This window comes from Xanthomonas sp. NCPPB 1068 (assembly GCF_041479385.2).
Lineage (GTDB): Bacteria > Pseudomonadota > Gammaproteobacteria > Xanthomonadales > Xanthomonadaceae > Xanthomonas > Xanthomonas cannabis.
The window spans coordinates 3,599,014-3,614,252 of sequence record NZ_CM192986.1; the positions used below are offsets into that span (position 1 = coordinate 3,599,014).

A 15,239-nucleotide genomic window follows, 5' to 3' on the forward strand; every position below is an offset into this window, starting at 1 on the left:
GGAAAGGCGCACGGCAAGGCGGATGGAGACAGTCCACCTTTCGGGAGCGACCCTATGCCGTGCTTTTGGGCGGCGTCAGCGGAAGCCGCGCCACATGATGGTCACCGGATGCATGTGCCGCTCCGGGTCTTGAATGATGGTTGAGGTCCAGGGCATGCGGTACACGCGCATGCCGGCGAAGGTCGTCCCCTTGGCGAAGGCAGTGATGATCTGATCGGTGATGCGCGTGCCCACCATGATCCCGTTGCCGGGGCGGTAGCACGCTGATAGCTGGCCGAAGCCCTGAAGCAGCGACGGGCCATCGTCGGCCATGCCGTAGTTCTGCGTTTCGTTCGGGAACCACTGCAGCTCCAGCCATGCGCCATCTGCCGGCGGCGTGAACGCCAGCCCCGGATAGGAACACGGCAGTCCCTGCGCTACGGCGAAGGCGCCGACCAGATCGGCGAAGGCGTCGTAGATCTCGGTGTTGCTCATGGGATGCGCGCCTTCACCTTCGCGGTGATCTCGTTGACGATGAAATCCCAGTTCTGCGCGGCTGCGCGCATGAAGCCCTTGCCCCCCTGTTCGTATTGCCGGCCCAAGCTGTCCTTGCCGCTGAAGCCATGCTCCATGCGCAGTGCGTAGGCAGCGGTCCAACCGGCCCACACCGATTCGCCCAGCTGCAGGGCAGCGAAGACCAGCGCCGGGTCGCCGCCCTCCGATGTGGCTGGCCCGTCCTTCGACGCCACTGCCGAGTTGCGTAGGAAGCCGGTATCCACCGGCATACGCCCGCCCCTGCCCTCGGGCGTGTTCGCCTGATCCATCACAGCCTGCGCGGACTCGCGAAAGATGGCCTCTTGCCGCTGCTTCGCCTTCTCCGCGAATGCCCGCACCTGGTCACCGAACTTGCTTGCCACGTAGCACCTCCGCCGTCATGTCGATCCGGAACTGCTTCGTGCAGCGGCAGCCCACGATTTCATCCGGGCCAGCGCCGAGGCTGGTGTCGCCCGGGTAGTTCATCCGCGCACCGCTGGGCGATTCGAAGGGCTCGCCGAACATCCGCCGCTGCCCGTTCATGGCCTTGTGCGTGTGGCGGGTGCGCTTGTCGCCCGTGTCCGACCAGGTGCCGATCACGTTCTCCGCTGCCAGGGCGCCGGATTCGATCTGCTGCCGGTAGGCCTCTTCCCGCCCGGCGTTCATGCTCGCGATCGACTCGGTGCGGGCGATCATCTCGCCCCGCAGCTGAAGCAGCCGGTCGGCATAGCGCCCGGCGATCTTGTCGATGTCGGCCTGGGACACCGGCTTGCCGGCGGCGATGGCGCGCTTCACGATGCCGTCCAGGCGCTTATCGCGGCGCTGCCGCCCGAAGTACTTCGCCATCTCCTGCGGGTCGCCGCTGGCCAGCTGCTGGCGCATGTTGGTGACGAACTGCCCCTGCTGGGCGGTGAGCCCCACCATGCCGCCGCTGCGCCTGCCGTTGGTCCCTACCCTGCCCACGATGTCCAGAGCGCTCTGTCGCGGGTTTTGCCCGGCCGCCATGCCCTGCACCAGAACGCCGCGAATCAGCTCACGCTGGTCGTTCACGATGCCGGTGACCAGCCTTGACGACGCCTCGCGCAGCCGCCGCTCTGCTGCTGGGTTCCGCAGATCAAACTTCGGACGCAACGCCGGCGACTGCACGGCCATCCTCGGGCGGTAGTTGCCGGTGATGATCGGATCGAGGGACAGGCGCAGCTTCGGCAGCTCCGACACGCCCTGCTGTCCCCCGGCGCTGTAGGCACTGCGCAGCGCTTCCGCCAGATCGGCAAAGCGCGGCTCGTCCAGCCCCATGACCGTCAGCACGTCGTCTACCCGGCCGGCCTGCAGCAGGTCGGTGATGAGCTGCACGCCCACCTGGTTGGTCACCTCCCGGATGGCGCGCAGGAACGCGTCACGGATCGCCGGCTCCAGCCGCGTCGCCAGCTGGTCAAGTTGGCGGGCGGTTGCAGTGGCCATCAGATGTGTTTCCAGGACTTTCGGTTGATTATTCGTGACACGGCGGACGAGCTAAGTCCGTAACGCTCGCAGATGCGTGCCTGGGCGTTGCCAGATCGAGCAGAGGCGCGTATCGCCAGGACTGTCACATCGTCTAGTTTCGCCAGCGGGTGACCCTCTCCCTTGTGTTTCAGTCCTTCGTGTGTGCCGTGGGCGACCGAATCCATTTGGTTCTCGGAAACTGTTGCCCATCTGATGTGCCGCGGGTTGATGCACCCGAGGTGCCCATTACCGCAGGAGTGAGCCGCTTGGTGGGCATCGGACGGAGCCTCCCCGTGCGCCAGCTCGCACATGAAGCGGCTCGCAACCATCTGCTTGCCGCCGAAGGTGACTGCGCCGTAGCCCTTGCTGTTTCGACCGAAGGGCCACTGCAAGCAACTGGGATCATCGTGTTGAACATTTGCCTTGAGCCATTCGATCCGCTTGCTGTGTCTCTGCTTCATCGCCGCGCCAAGAATTCGTAGAGCAGCACCTGCCCGCCGGGCGACAGAGGCTGCAGGTCAATAAAGGTAAACAGATCGTTACCCAGCACAATCCGGTCGCTCAGGGCGGGCACGGTATCGATCGCGGTGCTGATCAATCCCAGCTTGTCGCCCTTGAGCACCAGGGTGGCGTCCCGGTTGGTGAGGCTGTATTCCAGCTCCACCACCTTGCAGTCGTGCTGCGTGGCTGGGCCCGGCTGTGGGTTGTGCGGTGGACCTGTCGGGGCGCCTGCACGCTGCAGCTGCGCCGTGTAACCGAACTCGGCGATCAGCTCCTCCGCTACCGCCCGCATCTCATCGTAGAACTCGCTCATACGACCATCACCGCTGGGCCTACGTACGGGGTCCGCAACAGCGGGCCGAGGATCTCATCGATTGCTGTCACCACCGGGCGATTCGGTACACCGTCATCGGCGCCCTTCTCGCTATATGCCACCTCGATGGGGCCGACCTTCTTGCGGATCGCCTGGGCACTCGCCACGAAGTCAGGCGACAAGCTCCCCGGCTTGACCAGCTCCCGGAGGGCCGCCTCATACGTTGCCCGCTCCACCTCGCCCGGGATCTCCTCCGGACCAATGGAGGCGCCTGTGTTGTCGGTTGCACCGGTGCGGGGCCACTCGTTCCGCTGGCCCCGCCCTGCGGTACGCACGCCAGGGAACAGCGACTGCCACCGGCCCGACGCGAGCAGCACTCGGTACCGGCCGTCGATGTAGTCGGTACCGCGCACCAGGGCTGCAGTGCGTGCTGCCTCGCTGCCCGCGGCCCAGGCGGCATTACCCCGGGCCAGGTGATAGTCGTCTGCTCCTGCCAGCGTGCCGTACATCGGTCAGCTCCCGGTCTTGGTCTTCGCGTCGTCGTCCAGCGCGGCCTGCAGCTTGTCCACGCCCCAGCGCTTGTCGTGCTTGATGCCGCCGGCTTCCAGCTTGGCGATGAGGTCGACCTTCCGCTGGTCGGCCGCGGTCTGCGCATCGATCACCGCCTGGGCGGCTGCCGCGGCGTCGGCCTTCAGCGTGTCGAGTGCGGTGCTGATGTTCGCCTCGCGCTCCAGCTCCGGCAGCGAGTTCCAGTCCTCCAGGGACAGTGCCGAGGCCTTGAACGCGTTCTGCACCACGTCGTCGCGGGTGACGGTGTCGCCGCCTTCGATGAGCAGGATGGTTTCGGGCAAGTTGAAGGTGCCGAGCAGGAACGGCTCCGCGTCGTCCTTCGATTCGCTCAACACATTGGCAGCGAGCCACGCCTGGACGACGGCGTTCTTCTTGATGGTCGGCCAGTTCGGGACGGTTGCCGGCGAACCCGGCACGAGGGTGGTCCCGTCGGGCAGGGTCAGGGGCGACATGTGGTTGTTGCTGATTTGCATGTGGTGACTCCGGTATGGCCCCGGCGATGACGCCCGGGGCCGTGGTGGATCAGATGCCGTCGACGTAGACGACCTGCTTGGGGAGGCGCACGTCCAGGCCGCCCAGGCGCATCACGCCCGGGATGTCCCAGCGCAACGGGCCGGACTGCCACGCGGGCAGGAAGCGGTGCGGCATCGGCATGTGCAGCTTCAGCACGTTCGCGTCGTAGCGGTACGCGATCAAGCGGGGCACGCCGCCGACACCTGCAGTGTCCAGGCCGCGCTGGCCGCGTACGGTCAGTGGCTGCCCGGTCTGCACGGTGTAGACGTTGTTCGCCAAGAACCATTGCAGGATGGTCATGTCGCTGTTGTCGCTCATCTTGCGAGTGGCGATGAGCAGGTAGCGCGACCAGGGAAGCAGCAGTCGATCTGCGATCGCTGCGGTGTTCGTGCCATTGAACACATTCAACAGCGACTGGTTCATGTCGCCGACAATCTCGTCGGGAGTGGCGTTGGGCCAGTCGCCAGTGGGTGCCGCTACCGGAGTGACACCTGCCGCGTTGAACAGACCGCTGAACCCTTTGCTGGCATCGCCGAGCAGCGCGACGCGATCGACCATCTCTTCCGATGCACGACGCGCGACGGCGGCGTCCTCGTTGGGCAGGTTGATGCCGAGCAGCTGAGCGCGGCCGATCTCTTCCCAGCCATAGCCGTAGCCGATACCAGCGGTGTGCACGCCGGTCTGGAACTGCGAGCGGTTGGTGCCGGCCTTCGGGATGTCGTCGGCGTTGCCGTTGATCCAGTCGGCCTTGCCGTACTGGTCCTGCGAGTAGTAGGTGACCGACGTGGCGAATTCGCTGCCGGAGGTGTCGACCGGGATCAGGTCGCGGTACTGGATGTCCGGGTAGACGGTCCGGTAAACGCCGGGTTCGATGATCGTGGTCTGCGCGACCACGAAGCCCATGACTACCTGGGCGTCGAAGAGTGGATGTGCACGCATGTGGCTGGGCTCCTTAGCCGAGACGGACGACGGCCAGCTGGGCCGCCGCGGTGGTGCTGGTGTCCCAGCGGGCGCCGTTGATGGCGGTGTTGTTGGTGGCGACGTTGGTGAACGCGCCGGCTGCGGTGAGGTACACCGGGTCGCCAGCAGCGACGGCGACGGCAGCAGTCACCCAGATGTCGCCCTTGGTGATGAGGCGCGCCGATGCGCGCTGCGGGAACAGATCCAGGCCCGTGGCGGAACGATCCAGCAGCGTGACGCCGACGTACTTCAGATTGGCGCCGCCGAACGCAACGATGCCCTTGTCCGCAGCTCCCTGTGCCGCGGCCCGACCGAACGCGAGGCCTGCGACATCCTCGACGTTGCGGGAGATGATCGTCGCCGGCAGCATCGTGGCCTGCATGCCAAGGGTGGCTGCAGGCTGGGTGTCCGGATAGTTGGTTTGCAGTGCCATGGCTTAGGCCCCCTGGTTCTTGGTGCGGTAATCGAGGCCGGCGACGGACGCGGCGTAGCCGTTGTCCTGCACGACGGTGCGGTGTGCGGCGCCATCGCTGAGTGCGCGCGCGACCGGATCAAACGGCTTGACGCTGTCGGCGAGGATGTCGAAGCGCGCCTCGATGTAGGCGTCGCCCTTGCCGGCGATGGCGGCATCGCCGAGCTTGCCGATGACGGCAGCCTTGCGGACGTCGGCGTCGCTCTTGCCGCGATAGTCGGCGTCGTGGATCGCCTTGGCCGTGGCCAGCAGATCGCCGCGCGCCTGCACGCGCTCATCCAGTGCAGCGTCGGTCAGCATCTTGGTGCGCAGGTCGTCGATGGTGGCGTCGCGCTTGGCGATCTCGCCATCCTTCAGCGCCAGGGCTGCGGTGTGGTCGGCCGTCTGTCGCACGGCGGCGATGTTGGAGTCGTTGAGCTGGCGCTGCAGCTTGTCGATGGCCTGGGCGCCGGCGTCGGTGGTTTCGACGGACAGCCCATCGACCAGGACGGTCCGGGTCTTGATGTCAGGCATTGTTGATTTCCTCAGTGGGTTGTCGTCGCCGATACGAAGGTGTTCACCGCCGCGCGCCCGGTCGACTAGCGCGAGATGGTTGTTTCGGATGTTTCGTTGCACCGCGTCGTACGGCTCGCCTTCGGTCGTCACGCCGTCCTCGAAGACAATCTCCGCGGTGTAGCCCTGCGACAGCTCAACCTTTCCGGCCTCCCAGTCGGCAATGGCGTCTTTGTCCATGAGCACCAGCGGCACGCGCACGAACTTGTCGTCGTGCCGCACCTCGTCGCCGGTCTGGCCGACGGCGTACTGCTTCCAGTTGCTGGCGTCGACCATCACCGGTGGGTGGTCGTTGGTCATCGGCCGGTGCGCGAAGCTGCGCAGCGTGCCGTCGGAGAAGACCTCCTCGGGCGGTCGGTACAGCCGCACGATGGGCATATCCGGCTTGCCGACCTCCGACCCCAGATAGGTCTGGATGCCGGTGCGCGCCACTTTTGCGTCGGCCACGAGGTAGCCGTCCGCGGTGCGGCGTGGCGCCGACACCGAGACTCGATCTGTCAGAAACATGGTTCAGTCCTCGCGGATCTCTTCGAAGATTTCCGGGCCCAGCACGATGCGGCCGCGGTATGGCTCGACTTTCGATAGATCGATGGGCGCCTTGGTCAGGCTGATGTGCGGCGTGTAGTCCGGGAAGTCGTGAGACGCCCCTGCGCGGACGATTTCTTCATGGCGCCATGCAAGTTGCGTCGATGCGAACAAGATCACCGCCGACATGCCGCCCAGCGGCTCAGTGGCGCGCGGGCCACCGGGCGGAATGATCAGCTCGGCGTTCCCATCGTTGCTCCACTCGCTCGCATTTCCCGCCTTGATCCAGTCGAAGGCCTGACGTGAGTAAGCCACCGTGACATGCAGGTCGTCGGCGATGTCGGTGATGCCCTGCTCCCGTGCCCATGCCCCGATCTCTGCAGCATTGAGCACATCGCGGCGCACATACAACGAACGCAGCTCGGCGTCGTTCAGCGCGTTGCCCTCGCTCCTCGCGGTGGCAGCCAGCTGCGCCGCCGCACGCTCCTCTTCCGCCTGTTCCTCCTGCCAGTCCGGGTTCTCCCTGCTGAAGTCGTCCATCGCCGATTCCAGGCCAGGCGCTACGCCTGCCTCGGTCAGCATGTTTACGGCGACCTCGGCCAGCACCTCGTCGGGAATGAGCTTGGTGTCGGCGAGGGTCTTGATCGTGTCGGCGGTGGTCTTGCCGTTGGTGGCGCGCTCGGTGTCGCTGGTCTGCCACAGGCTGCGCCAGCTGTAGAACACATCCTTCGGTCGGCTGCCGAGCGCCGAGTAGATCAGGCACTCATCCAGCACCGACATGGCCGGTGTGTAGATCAGCTCCTGGCTTGCCTTGATGCGGTCGTAGTAGTTCCGGATGTCGTTGTCGCCGGTGCTGTTCAGACCGCCGGGCGACTGCCCCAGCAGACGCGTCAACGGGATATCCGCCGCGCCCGACACCTGCTGCAGGAAGGCCAGCATCACGTCGACCAATCCGCTGAAGGAGGCCGACTTCTGCGTGTACGTCTCCTCCCCATCCAGCACCAGCATGCCGTTGATGCCCTTGGCCATCGCCGCGAGCTGCAGGCGCTGAAGCAGCTGCGCCTCATACGCAGGATCTGCCAGCTGCGACATGAGATTCGGGATGTTCAGCACATCGACCTTCGCCTCGAACACCAGGCTGTCGATGTTGGCGCTCGTGTTGTCTGCCCGCTTTACCGAGTCGCTCACCGCCATCAGTACCGAGTCGCCCCAGCCGTCACCGTTATCGATGTCCGGATCTGGTCGATGGGCACCGTGCAGGATGACCAGCCGCGAGGGATGAATCTGGACCTGGCCAGCTCGGGCTGAGGTGAGCGTGTAGAACGCAGGCTGGCCGAAGCTGGGCGACTCAGCGTCGCGATCCAGCTCGCCTGCGCTCAGGATGCGCTTGGTCAGCACGTTGAGGTGCTTGACGCCCTCCTTCCTTACGCGCGTCGGGTCCAGCGGTTTGCTGACATCCGAGTCGCCGGTACCGATGTAAATCGCAGCGCCACCGAACAGCCGCGCTTTGGTGTGCGCCTGAAGCAGCTTCACCTGCAGCCCCAGCCGCTTCTCCTCCGCTTCGATGGCGCTGATCTGGCTCTGATCGGCGTTCCATGTCCGCCAGTTGCGGCAGCCGTCGAGCGCAGGGATGTCGATAATCTTGCGAGCGAGCCACGTGCCGCGGTAGGCGTTGCTGGCATCCAAATCACTCAGCGGTGCGAGCGCGTAATGGCTGTGCACCGCCTTGTCGCGTGCAGTGCCAAGGTTGGCCACGAGATTGACCAGCCCGTCCTTAAATTGTGCGAGCTTGCCCATCAGAGTGCGTTTCCAAGGTTGTAGGTGCTGCCGGTGACCAGCTCAGCGAATGCGCCAGATAGCGCGTCCACCTGGTCGTCGTGTTTGGCGTTGGGGAACTCGGCGATCTCGTCGAGGAAGGCCGCCACCCAGGGGCCGCTCACCAGCTTGATGTTCCCGGCCTCGGCCTGTGCTTCCACCGGCGTCGCTCGGACCTCCTTCGATCCGGATTCGAGCGCTGCCTTGATGTCCCAGCCCGCCAGCAGCTTGATCTGATGCGCGGCATTGGACTTGCCGGCTGCGCCGGGATCCTGCGGGATGCGCACCTTGATCGTCCTGCCGTCCTGCCGCGCCGTGTTCGTCAGCATCCGCTCCACGCCGGCGGGCGACACCTGGTCGCGGACGACATCGAGCACGTAGTAGATGCCCGCGACCTCCCCCAGCAGCAGGCCGACCGTGTAGTCCGGGTCGCTGCTGGTCTTCTCCTTCGGATCGGTCGCCGCGAAGTCCCAGCGCCGAACCTTGCGCGCCGCCGAGATAGCCGGCGCCGCTTCCACAACCTCGAACCATTCCCGCTTGAACGTGCCGCCATCGCGCGGCGTCGGCCGCTGCTGGTACTGGCCGGCATATGCGTAGCTGCCTTTTGCGCGCTTCAGTCGATCGACCTCGGCGCGCGGGAAGCGCTCAGGGAACAGGAGCTCGCCGTCCTGGGTGCGCGGATCCTCGAAAAACAGCTCCCCCTCGACGTAGGTCCGGCATGGGCCGCCGGTCTTCTTGCCGTCGTTGTCTATCCGCTCCTCCTCGAACTCCATCGGGAGGTTGAGGTGGACGAACCCCAGATCCAGCTCCATTGCCACCGCGGCAATGTCCCGCTGGTGCAGGCGCTGCATGATGATGACCATGGCCGACGACGTGATGTCGTTGAGGCGGTCGGTGATGCCTTCGCGGAAGATGCGCACCGCGGTCTTGCGCTCGGCGTCGCTTTCGGCGGTTTCGGTCGAGTGCGGATCGTCGACCTTGACTCGGTCTCCTCGGCCGCCGGTCATTGAGCTGAAGGGGCGAGCCTCGCTGAAGCCGTTGTCGGTGTTCTCGAACTTGCCCTTGGCGTTCTGGTCGCCGCGCAGCTTCATCGGCCAGGCCGCCTGGTACTGCGCACTATCGATCAGCCGGCGCAACTTGATGTTGTCGCGTAGCACGTTCGGCTGGCTGTACGAGGTGGCCAACGTCTGCAGATCAGGGCGACCGCATGGCCCCCACTCCCAAGCCGTCCAGAACACCAGCACCAGCGACTTCATCATGCCCGGCGGCACGGTGATCAGCAGGAACTGGATGCGCCCTTCTGTGACCGCCTCCAGGTGCTGGCACATCGCCCGCAGCGCCCAGCCAATCTTCAGCGGCCGCGTCGGCTCCAGCACGCGCCAATGTTCTCGGATGAACCCTTCCAGCGACTGCGAACGCGCCCTGATGCCTTCGACATCTTCGGCAATGCGCTGGCGCTCCCGCTCAGCTGCCCGTCGCGCCCTCTCCGCTCGGATCTCCGCCAGCGTCGGCAAGCGGACCGAGGATCTGTTCAAGGCGGTCGAGTTCATCGTCAGTGATCTTGGTCAGGTCGTAAGTGCCGATCGCCCCGGTGTGATGCCGCTTCTCGACCAGCAGGCCGGCCAGCTTGCCCTTGCCCATGGTCGCGGTGACCGCAGCGCTGGGCTGCTTCTCCTTCAGCGCCATGCGGCGCGCCTGCTCAAGCTCTGCCATTAGACTGTCGACGGTCACCTCCGCCTTAGCGGCAAGGCGCTTCTGTCCGGCGCGTACCGCCGCGGCAACGGCCGGCAATTTCAGAAGGCGCGAACCCTGCTGCTTGGCCGTCTTCTCGCTGTACCCGGTGCGGATCGCCGCCTGCGCGGCGTTCTGGTCCTTCAGGTACTCAGCGACGAATTGCTGCAGCTTTGGTGTGAGCGCGCTACGGCGCCCGGGCGTTGTTTTGGCCATGGGTCACGGAAGCACAGTTATCTGATGATGATTGAGTGCGGGATCTCATCCGCACGTGCTAAAAACGACCTCCATTCAAGGAGGAACACAATGTTTAAAAAATGCGCCATTGCTCTTCTAATTGCTGGCCTTGCTTCGGCAGCCAACGCCGCCCCGTATCGCGGCGGCTCGAATTACGGTTGGTTCGGAATCGACGGCTGTAGTCGGGAACCGTATGGGGTTGTTGCGAACTACCACGTGGCGGAAGACGTGGTCAAAGCACAACTGGCCGAGATGGCGGCCAACGGACAGCAGCGGCTTCGTATCGGAATTTTCCATGCACGCAACGCGAACACCGGCACAGTCATCCCATCGGCTGGCGGCAACCTTCCGGAACAACAACGCCAGAACCTTCTCAACCTTATGAAAGCGGCAAAAGATGCTGGCTTCGTTGAGATAATCGTGGGGTTCTTCCCCCTGCTTGATAATGCTCCCAATACCTGGACAGGTACCACTTGGACCCCCTGGCACGAGGAGTACTTCCAAGAAAACTGGAATCTCGTTTTTAACCTGATGCCAGTGATGCGCGCGGCCAATGTAAAATTTTTGGTAGACCTGGGTAACGAAGGAGTCCCGGCCCAAAGTTCGTCAGTGCTCTGGAAGCAATATGCTTCTAAGCTTTGGTGGAACTTCAGCCATGTCTTTGGCCTCTCTGAGACGGTAGGTTTTTCGGTTCCGACCAATAGTGCAGACCGCATTGCGGTACTGCCGGAAATCTACGGAGCGAACCCGCCATACGTGCTCGACTTCCACCTATACGGAGCAGAAGCACAGCAATTGCGCGCTATCGATGCTGGGCTTGCGCGGATCAGATATCCGCAGGGCATCGTCATCGGCGAGTCGTATTACAACGATGCCAGCTCCGCATCAGAGATGGCAGCTGCAATTCCTGGAATGGGACGGGCAGTGTTTTTCACACTCCAATGGCCGCTGACCCGGACGAGTTCCTGCTCGGATGTAAACATCGCTCCGCCATCAAGCTTTTCCAACTACATTTCGCGCGGGCTGTAGGCAACGCCACGTCAGCTACCCGCCTGCCAAGCTCTTACCACGGCTTGGCAGGCGCGGAGCTGGTCGTCGGCGTCGACGACGATTCGAATAGCAGCTCCCGCAACTTCTGCTCGGAGCTGGGCGGGCGCATCACGTTCGACGGCGCCGGCGGCAGCCTGGGACAGCTTGTCGGTGTTGCAGGTCGCGAGATCGTTGCGCAGCTTGAGATTGCCATCGCGCAGGTCAGCCATAACAGCATCAGGGACGGCCTGGGCCGCTTGCCGGTCTTCTTCATGCTTCGCTCCGATGTCGGCCAGTGCTTCGGCCTGTTTGTGCTCGGTGGATCGGGCGGCCTGCTCACCGGCAAGCGCGCCGAGGGCATCGCCCGCTTTCTGCTCGCTGGTGGCACCTTCGGCGCGGTCGCCGCGCCAGGCCCAGCCGGCACCGAACATGGCACCCGACCACAACAGCGCAACGATGAGCGCGATCGCCGCGCGGTTCATGCGGTCACCGTGTGCAACCACGGCTCTACCATCTGCCATAGCCACGGAATTAGCCAAAAGGCCACGGCGAAAATGGCGCCACCAACCAAGGCGCAGACGGTCGCGAAACATCCGATCATTCCGTCGAACGAGTTCCCGTACATGCTCAAATCCTCGTGTTGCTGTAGGTGATCCAGATCCAGGCCAGCATCGCGAGCAGCACTCCGCACAGCACAGTGATCAGCCAGCCAGGTGGATCGCGTGGCGGCGGCAGGCCGCGGTCCCAGTTGTCGGTCATGTCAGGAGCCCGCCTCTCGCTGCGCCCGGTAGTAGTAGCCACCGATGGCACCCATCAGCGGCCCCAGATTCCCCAGGAGCAGCATCAGTACGTCCTTATTGCCCGCCGGGATCTCCGAGTTGACGAGCACCGCGATGGCCAAGCCGTAGAGCAGGAACACGATCAGGGCGATGCCGAGTCGTGCTGTGCCCATGTTTCGGCTGATGAAGGTCATGGCGTGACCGCCGATGCTCCCATCACCAAGCGCATGACCAGGCGCGACACTGCGCGCTTATCGCGCTCGGTGGCATCGCTGAACATCTCCCAGCGGAACTCCTGGATCACTGAGCCGAACTCAAGCCAATCGCCCTTGCGTGCCGCTGCCCACAGGTCGGCACTGTCGCGCACCACGGTGGCGCCGATGATGTCGGCGATGGCGATGATGTACGGCAGCGAGCCGCGCATTTCCGGGTGCACCGCCAGTAGCTCGAAGAATCGACCGCGCAAGGTCTCCTGGGCTTCCATGACGTCCTCGGTCAGCTCCAGGGTGGCGGCGCGCTCACTCTGCTCACGGGTTTCGATCGCCCGGCCGTAGCCCAGACGCAGCACGTGCCGGCTGTCGCGACGTGGACGGGTTGTCCGGCCCCAGCATTCCTGCAGCAGCAGCACGGCCTCGTTGAGCGATTCGCGCTCTGCGGTCAGCAGGGCTTCGTCGTCCAGGTCCGGCATCGTCATGCGCTCCCGACCTTGCCGCCGGCCTTCTTGTACGCAGCGATAAGCTTCTCGATCGCGTGCTCGGGCTGGCCGTAGCCGGCGCCCGGTAGGCTGGCCCACAGGTTGCGCACCTTCGCCACCGCTTCCACGAAGCGGCCGGCCTGGATGTCGGCGATCGCGCGCCGCTCCTTGATCAGCTGCAGCGCCCACCTGTCCTGCGAGAGTGGGCCGAAGTCCGGCAGCCTCAGCAGGTCTCGGTAGTGCGCGTAATCCTTGAGCATGAACTGGTAGCGGCCAGACGCGTTGCTGGTCAGCCCCCTCGTGTTGATCGCCTTCGACTTGCGGCCGCCGGCGAACGGATGCCGGGTGTAGTCGGTGAAGACCTCCGGCTTGCGATCAGCGCCGGTGACTATGACGTCATACCCGGCGTTCTTCGTGGCCGGGCTGGTGGACGTGCCCTCTGAGTGCGCGAGCATGTCCAAAAAGGCCACGACGTTGCGGCCACCGGCTTGTTCGGGCGTGATGACCGCCATTGCTGCCTCCAAACAAAAAGCCCCGCCGGCTGGCAGGGCTGGAGCCGCGCGTCGGCGGCAGGAATAGGTGCCGGTTACGGTTCCGGCGCTGCATGCGCAGCCGTCACCCGGGCGTCTCTCGACGAGCCGGAGGTGCCGCGACCGGGTACTCCCAGTCCAAGCGGCGATAGGTGCCCGCCCCGCTGCCGGCTGGGGCATTGAAGAACGGCGAGCACCGCCGCAGTGGTCCTGTCCCTTCAGCAGGTCCGCTGCGCCGCGCTGGTCCCGTCCAGCTGGGCAGATCGCGGCAGTGCTCTCCGATAGGTACCGACCGCCGCCAGCGGATTGGTGGGCGGCGTCATGTCGCCGGCCCGTGCGCGATCCCGGCGCGCAGCGCCTCGCTTCTCGACGAGGACCTGGCACGCTGGCAGCGGTCGGTATTGGGGCCCAAAAAACGCAAAAACCCGGCGCTTGGCCGGGTTTCAGGGGGAACTATTGACAGTTGCAGAATTAGGGCATTTGCGTGTGCAACTTGTCAAGCGGCAGAATCCGATCCACCTCTAATGCTCTAAAGGATGACCACGTGGCTAAGGGAATCAAGCTCAAAGACGGCCGAATGATCAATGCCGAATACATCGTGCTTGTAAGCGCACTTGTTCGTAACGATGAGAATTCTGGCTTTACCATCGAGTTCAGCAATGGATCAAAGATGTACCTCAGCGGAAGCGAGTCCGAGATGCTTGAGAATTACATCGACGTACGCCGAGCAATTGGCATCCCTGATCCGGATCTCAACCGCTAAGCCGCCACAGCTAGACCGCCGAGCCAATCAAGCCCTCGTTGTAACTCGCGGCGGTACTGCCATACGGAGATAGTGCCGCCGTACTGCTCCACGACCAGTCGGGCCTTTACTGCCTGGCTTGCCGCCACTGTGAACTCGGTGCGCACGACCAGAACACGCAGCGGGAACTGCCTCGACATCGAAGCCAGCGCCCTGTCGATCCAACGCAGGTCGTCGGGGATGCCGATGTCGACGGCGACCTCCGGATTGTCGTGCGGGCGGTCAGCGTCGTTCCGCGCGCGCACCGGATCCACGGCCCATGCCGGGATCTCGCCCAGCCCTTTCAGCCCTGCCCGCTCGGCCATGAAACGCCGCCGCTGGCGACCGTCGCGCTCCACCAGCTCGCAGAAGGCCTGCTCCACCGTCTTGGGCGCATAGTCCTTAGCGTTTTCCAGCACGTGCCGGCTACGGTCGGCCCGGCTCAGTGTGTACCGGTTTGCGTGGGCGTATCCCCAACGGCGCAGCTCATTGAGCAGCGGATCCTCGTTACGCCGCATGGCGAAATTCCTCCAACGTTTCATCATCCAGCCGGAACTGCGGCAGCCTGCCGTCGTCCTGGCACATCCCCATCTGCCTGCTCTCGTTGCCATGGCAGTGCACGATCCCCAGCGTTCGATCGCGGCAGCTGCAGAACGCGCACAGCCCGCGCTTGCGCACTGCCGCCGCGTACCGCTTCCGCAGGAGCTTCTCGTAGTAGGCCTCGGGCCGGCTCAGGTTCGTCGGGTTGAGCGTCATGTAGCGAGGGCTCCCGGCTGGCTCTTTTGCTCGTGCCACAGCGCCAGCAGCAGCGCCTCGGCGCGGCCGTCGTCCTTCTTGCGCTGCAGCTGCGGTGCGGCGGACGGGAAACGACGGGTGGCCAGCTGCCGCGATGCATCCTTGTCCCGACCGATCAGCCCGAAATGACGCTTCCAGCTCTGCGGCTCAGCCAGGCTGAAGGGAATGCCCATTACCTCAAGCACCGCTTTCGCCTTGGCGTAGCTCTCGCCGAAGTTCATCGACGACTGCGCGCCGGCCTGCCGGCCGTCCTTGGGCGGCATCGCGCGCACCCGCTCCACGCAGCCGGCGAACACCGCGCCGGGATGCTGGCTGCGGATCTCGCGAATGAAGACCGCAATCGCGCGCGCATCCACTTCCTGCTTCTTGCCGACCGTCATCGTCGGCATGTCGAGGATCGGGCCGGCCTCACCATCGACCAGCGCGGCCACGGCGCCGGACATGCCG

At 64.7% G+C, this 15,239-nt stretch carries 22 protein-coding genes; 2 read left to right on the forward strand and 20 right to left on the reverse strand.

Annotation, left to right across the window (positions count from 1 at the left end; translation table 11 throughout):
* Window positions 1–75: 75 nt before the first annotated feature.
* The 12 genes from ACCQ12_RS15210 to ACCQ12_RS15265 all read right to left on the reverse strand — a co-directional run bounded on the left by ACCQ12_RS15210 (window position 76) and on the right by ACCQ12_RS15265 (window position 10,163).
* Window positions 76–474, reverse strand: a complete 399-nt coding sequence (locus ACCQ12_RS15210; protein WP_372382129.1) for a phage tail terminator-like protein — start codon at window positions 472–474, stop codon at window positions 76–78.
* The gene (locus ACCQ12_RS15215; RefSeq protein ID WP_372382130.1) at window positions 471–896 is read right to left on the reverse strand and encodes a hypothetical protein; all 426 of its coding nucleotides are present in this window, start codon (window positions 894–896) and stop codon (window positions 471–473) included. Before ACCQ12_RS15215 ends, ACCQ12_RS15210 begins: the two co-directional genes overlap by 4 nt.
* Window positions 877–1,974, reverse strand: coding sequence for a phage minor head protein (locus ACCQ12_RS15220; protein WP_372382131.1), 1,098 nt, complete (start codon window positions 1,972–1,974; stop codon window positions 877–879). The genes ACCQ12_RS15215 and ACCQ12_RS15220 overlap by 20 nt, the downstream gene beginning before the upstream one ends.
* A gap of 478 nt (window positions 1,975–2,452) precedes the next feature.
* Window positions 2,453–2,809 (reverse strand): hypothetical protein, encoded by a 357-nt coding sequence (locus ACCQ12_RS15225; RefSeq protein ID WP_372382132.1) that lies wholly within the window; start codon window positions 2,807–2,809, stop codon window positions 2,453–2,455.
* Window positions 2,806–3,318: a DnaT-like ssDNA-binding protein gene (locus tag ACCQ12_RS15230; protein WP_372382133.1), complete on the reverse strand. Its 513-nt coding sequence runs from the start codon at window positions 3,316–3,318 to the stop codon at window positions 2,806–2,808. Before ACCQ12_RS15230 ends, ACCQ12_RS15225 begins: the two co-directional genes overlap by 4 nt.
* Before the next feature lie 3 nt (window positions 3,319–3,321).
* Window positions 3,322–3,852 carry a hypothetical protein gene (locus ACCQ12_RS15235; RefSeq protein ID WP_372382134.1) on the reverse strand — a complete coding sequence of 177 codons (531 nt, stop codon included), beginning with the start codon at window positions 3,850–3,852 and terminating at the stop codon, window positions 3,322–3,324.
* A 49-nt stretch (window positions 3,853–3,901) separates the two neighbouring features.
* Window positions 3,902–4,831, reverse strand: a complete 930-nt coding sequence (locus ACCQ12_RS15240; protein ID WP_372382135.1) for a DUF2184 domain-containing protein — start codon at window positions 4,829–4,831, stop codon at window positions 3,902–3,904.
* A 13-nt stretch (window positions 4,832–4,844) separates the two neighbouring features.
* Complete coding sequence (locus ACCQ12_RS15245; RefSeq protein WP_372382136.1) at window positions 4,845–5,285, reverse strand: structural cement protein Gp24; 441 nt, start codon at window positions 5,283–5,285, stop codon at window positions 4,845–4,847.
* Between the two features lie 3 nt (window positions 5,286–5,288).
* Window positions 5,289–6,383: a DUF2213 domain-containing protein gene (locus ACCQ12_RS15250; RefSeq protein WP_372382137.1), complete on the reverse strand. Its 1,095-nt coding sequence runs from the start codon at window positions 6,381–6,383 to the stop codon at window positions 5,289–5,291.
* A 3-nt stretch (window positions 6,384–6,386) separates the two neighbouring features.
* Window positions 6,387–8,198 carry an anti-CBASS protein Acb1 family protein gene (locus tag ACCQ12_RS15255; protein ID WP_372382138.1) on the reverse strand — a complete coding sequence of 604 codons (1,812 nt, stop codon included), beginning with the start codon at window positions 8,196–8,198 and terminating at the stop codon, window positions 6,387–6,389.
* Complete coding sequence (gene terL / locus ACCQ12_RS15260; protein ID WP_372382139.1) at window positions 8,198–9,766, reverse strand: phage terminase large subunit; 1,569 nt, start codon at window positions 9,764–9,766, stop codon at window positions 8,198–8,200. The genes ACCQ12_RS15255 and terL overlap by 1 nt, the downstream gene beginning before the upstream one ends.
* On the reverse strand, window positions 9,681–10,163 hold the full coding sequence (locus tag ACCQ12_RS15265) for a terminase small subunit (RefSeq protein ID WP_372382140.1): 483 nt from the start codon (window positions 10,161–10,163) through the stop codon (window positions 9,681–9,683). The genes terL and ACCQ12_RS15265 overlap by 86 nt, the downstream gene beginning before the upstream one ends.
* Before the next feature lie 90 nt (window positions 10,164–10,253).
* Here ACCQ12_RS15265 and ACCQ12_RS15270 point away from each other — a divergent pair, with 90 nt between their 5' ends.
* On the forward strand, window positions 10,254–11,213 hold the full coding sequence (locus tag ACCQ12_RS15270) for a hypothetical protein (RefSeq protein WP_372382141.1): 960 nt from the start codon (window positions 10,254–10,256) through the stop codon (window positions 11,211–11,213).
* An 11-nt stretch (window positions 11,214–11,224) separates the two neighbouring features.
* Here the strand turns inward: ACCQ12_RS15270 and ACCQ12_RS15275 are convergent, their stop codons facing one another.
* The 5 genes from ACCQ12_RS15275 to ACCQ12_RS15295 form a co-directional block, all read right to left on the reverse strand.
* Window positions 11,225–11,695, reverse strand: coding sequence for a lysis system i-spanin subunit Rz (locus ACCQ12_RS15275; RefSeq protein WP_372382142.1), 471 nt, complete (start codon window positions 11,693–11,695; stop codon window positions 11,225–11,227).
* Between the two features lie 145 nt (window positions 11,696–11,840).
* On the reverse strand, window positions 11,841–11,972 hold the full coding sequence (locus tag ACCQ12_RS15280) for a hypothetical protein (RefSeq protein ID WP_372382143.1): 132 nt from the start codon (window positions 11,970–11,972) through the stop codon (window positions 11,841–11,843).
* A 1-nt stretch (window position 11,973) separates the two neighbouring features.
* The gene (locus ACCQ12_RS15285) at window positions 11,974–12,186 is read right to left on the reverse strand and encodes a hypothetical protein (protein ID WP_104559101.1); all 213 of its coding nucleotides are present in this window, start codon (window positions 12,184–12,186) and stop codon (window positions 11,974–11,976) included.
* Entirely contained in the window at window positions 12,183–12,686 is a 504-nt protein-coding gene (locus ACCQ12_RS15290; protein ID WP_127159223.1) for a hypothetical protein, read from the reverse strand. The genes ACCQ12_RS15285 and ACCQ12_RS15290 overlap by 4 nt, the downstream gene beginning before the upstream one ends.
* The gene (locus tag ACCQ12_RS15295) at window positions 12,683–13,198 is read right to left on the reverse strand and encodes a glycoside hydrolase family 24 protein (protein ID WP_372382144.1); all 516 of its coding nucleotides are present in this window, start codon (window positions 13,196–13,198) and stop codon (window positions 12,683–12,685) included. The genes ACCQ12_RS15290 and ACCQ12_RS15295 overlap by 4 nt, the downstream gene beginning before the upstream one ends.
* Before the next feature lie 562 nt (window positions 13,199–13,760).
* Between ACCQ12_RS15295 and ACCQ12_RS15300 the strand changes: the two genes are divergently transcribed.
* Window positions 13,761–13,979: a hypothetical protein gene (locus tag ACCQ12_RS15300; protein WP_372382145.1), complete on the forward strand. Its 219-nt coding sequence runs from the start codon at window positions 13,761–13,763 to the stop codon at window positions 13,977–13,979.
* Here the strand turns inward: ACCQ12_RS15300 and ACCQ12_RS15305 are convergent.
* Genes ACCQ12_RS15305 through ACCQ12_RS15315 form a run of 3 tightly spaced genes read right to left on the reverse strand, consistent with a single transcriptional unit; the run spans window position 13,976 to window position 15,223 of the window.
* Window positions 13,976–14,515, reverse strand: coding sequence for a hypothetical protein (locus ACCQ12_RS15305; RefSeq protein WP_372382146.1), 540 nt, complete (start codon window positions 14,513–14,515; stop codon window positions 13,976–13,978). The genes ACCQ12_RS15300 and ACCQ12_RS15305 overlap by 4 nt on opposite strands.
* Window positions 14,505–14,753, reverse strand: a complete 249-nt coding sequence (locus tag ACCQ12_RS15310; RefSeq protein WP_372382147.1) for a hypothetical protein — start codon at window positions 14,751–14,753, stop codon at window positions 14,505–14,507. Before ACCQ12_RS15310 ends, ACCQ12_RS15305 begins: the two co-directional genes overlap by 11 nt.
* On the reverse strand, window positions 14,750–15,223 hold the full coding sequence (locus ACCQ12_RS15315) for a RuvC family protein (RefSeq protein WP_372382148.1): 474 nt from the start codon (window positions 15,221–15,223) through the stop codon (window positions 14,750–14,752). The genes ACCQ12_RS15310 and ACCQ12_RS15315 overlap by 4 nt, the downstream gene beginning before the upstream one ends.
* Between the last annotated feature and the right edge of the window lie 16 nt (window positions 15,224–15,239).

Coding starts and splice junctions, on each gene's coding strand:
- ACCQ12_RS15210 (WP_372382129.1), bottom strand. CDS start 474: ATGAGCAACACCGAGATCTACGACGCCTTCGCCGATCTGGTCGGCGCC.
- ACCQ12_RS15220 (WP_372382131.1), bottom strand. CDS start 1,974: ATGGCCACTGCAACCGCCCGCCAACTTGACCAGCTGGCGACGCGGCTG.
- ACCQ12_RS15225 (WP_372382132.1), bottom strand. CDS start 2,809: ATGAGCGAGTTCTACGATGAGATGCGGGCGGTAGCGGAGGAGCTGATC.
- ACCQ12_RS15230 (WP_372382133.1), bottom strand. CDS start 3,318: ATGTACGGCACGCTGGCAGGAGCAGACGACTATCACCTGGCCCGGGGT.
- ACCQ12_RS15235 (WP_372382134.1), bottom strand. CDS start 3,852: ATGCAAATCAGCAACAACCACATGTCGCCCCTGACCCTGCCCGACGGG.
- ACCQ12_RS15240 (WP_372382135.1), bottom strand. CDS start 4,831: ATGCGTGCACATCCACTCTTCGACGCCCAGGTAGTCATGGGCTTCGTG.
- ACCQ12_RS15245 (WP_372382136.1), bottom strand. CDS start 5,285: ATGGCACTGCAAACCAACTATCCGGACACCCAGCCTGCAGCCACCCTT.
- ACCQ12_RS15250 (WP_372382137.1), bottom strand. CDS start 6,383: ATGTTTCTGACAGATCGAGTCTCGGTGTCGGCGCCACGCCGCACCGCG.
- ACCQ12_RS15255 (WP_372382138.1), bottom strand. CDS start 8,198: ATGGGCAAGCTCGCACAATTTAAGGACGGGCTGGTCAATCTCGTGGCC.
- terL (WP_372382139.1), bottom strand. CDS start 9,766: ATGAACTCGACCGCCTTGAACAGATCCTCGGTCCGCTTGCCGACGCTG.
- ACCQ12_RS15265 (WP_372382140.1), bottom strand. CDS start 10,163: ATGGCCAAAACAACGCCCGGGCGCCGTAGCGCGCTCACACCAAAGCTG.
- ACCQ12_RS15270 (WP_372382141.1), top strand. CDS start 10,254: ATGTTTAAAAAATGCGCCATTGCTCTTCTAATTGCTGGCCTTGCTTCG.
- ACCQ12_RS15275 (WP_372382142.1), bottom strand. CDS start 11,695: ATGAACCGCGCGGCGATCGCGCTCATCGTTGCGCTGTTGTGGTCGGGT.
- ACCQ12_RS15280 (WP_372382143.1), bottom strand. CDS start 11,972: ATGACCGACAACTGGGACCGCGGCCTGCCGCCGCCACGCGATCCACCT.
- ACCQ12_RS15285 (WP_104559101.1), bottom strand. CDS start 12,186: ATGACCTTCATCAGCCGAAACATGGGCACAGCACGACTCGGCATCGCC.
- ACCQ12_RS15290 (WP_127159223.1), bottom strand. CDS start 12,686: ATGACGATGCCGGACCTGGACGACGAAGCCCTGCTGACCGCAGAGCGC.
- ACCQ12_RS15295 (WP_372382144.1), bottom strand. CDS start 13,198: ATGGCGGTCATCACGCCCGAACAAGCCGGTGGCCGCAACGTCGTGGCC.
- ACCQ12_RS15305 (WP_372382146.1), bottom strand. CDS start 14,515: ATGCGGCGTAACGAGGATCCGCTGCTCAATGAGCTGCGCCGTTGGGGA.
- ACCQ12_RS15310 (WP_372382147.1), bottom strand. CDS start 14,753: ATGACGCTCAACCCGACGAACCTGAGCCGGCCCGAGGCCTACTACGAG.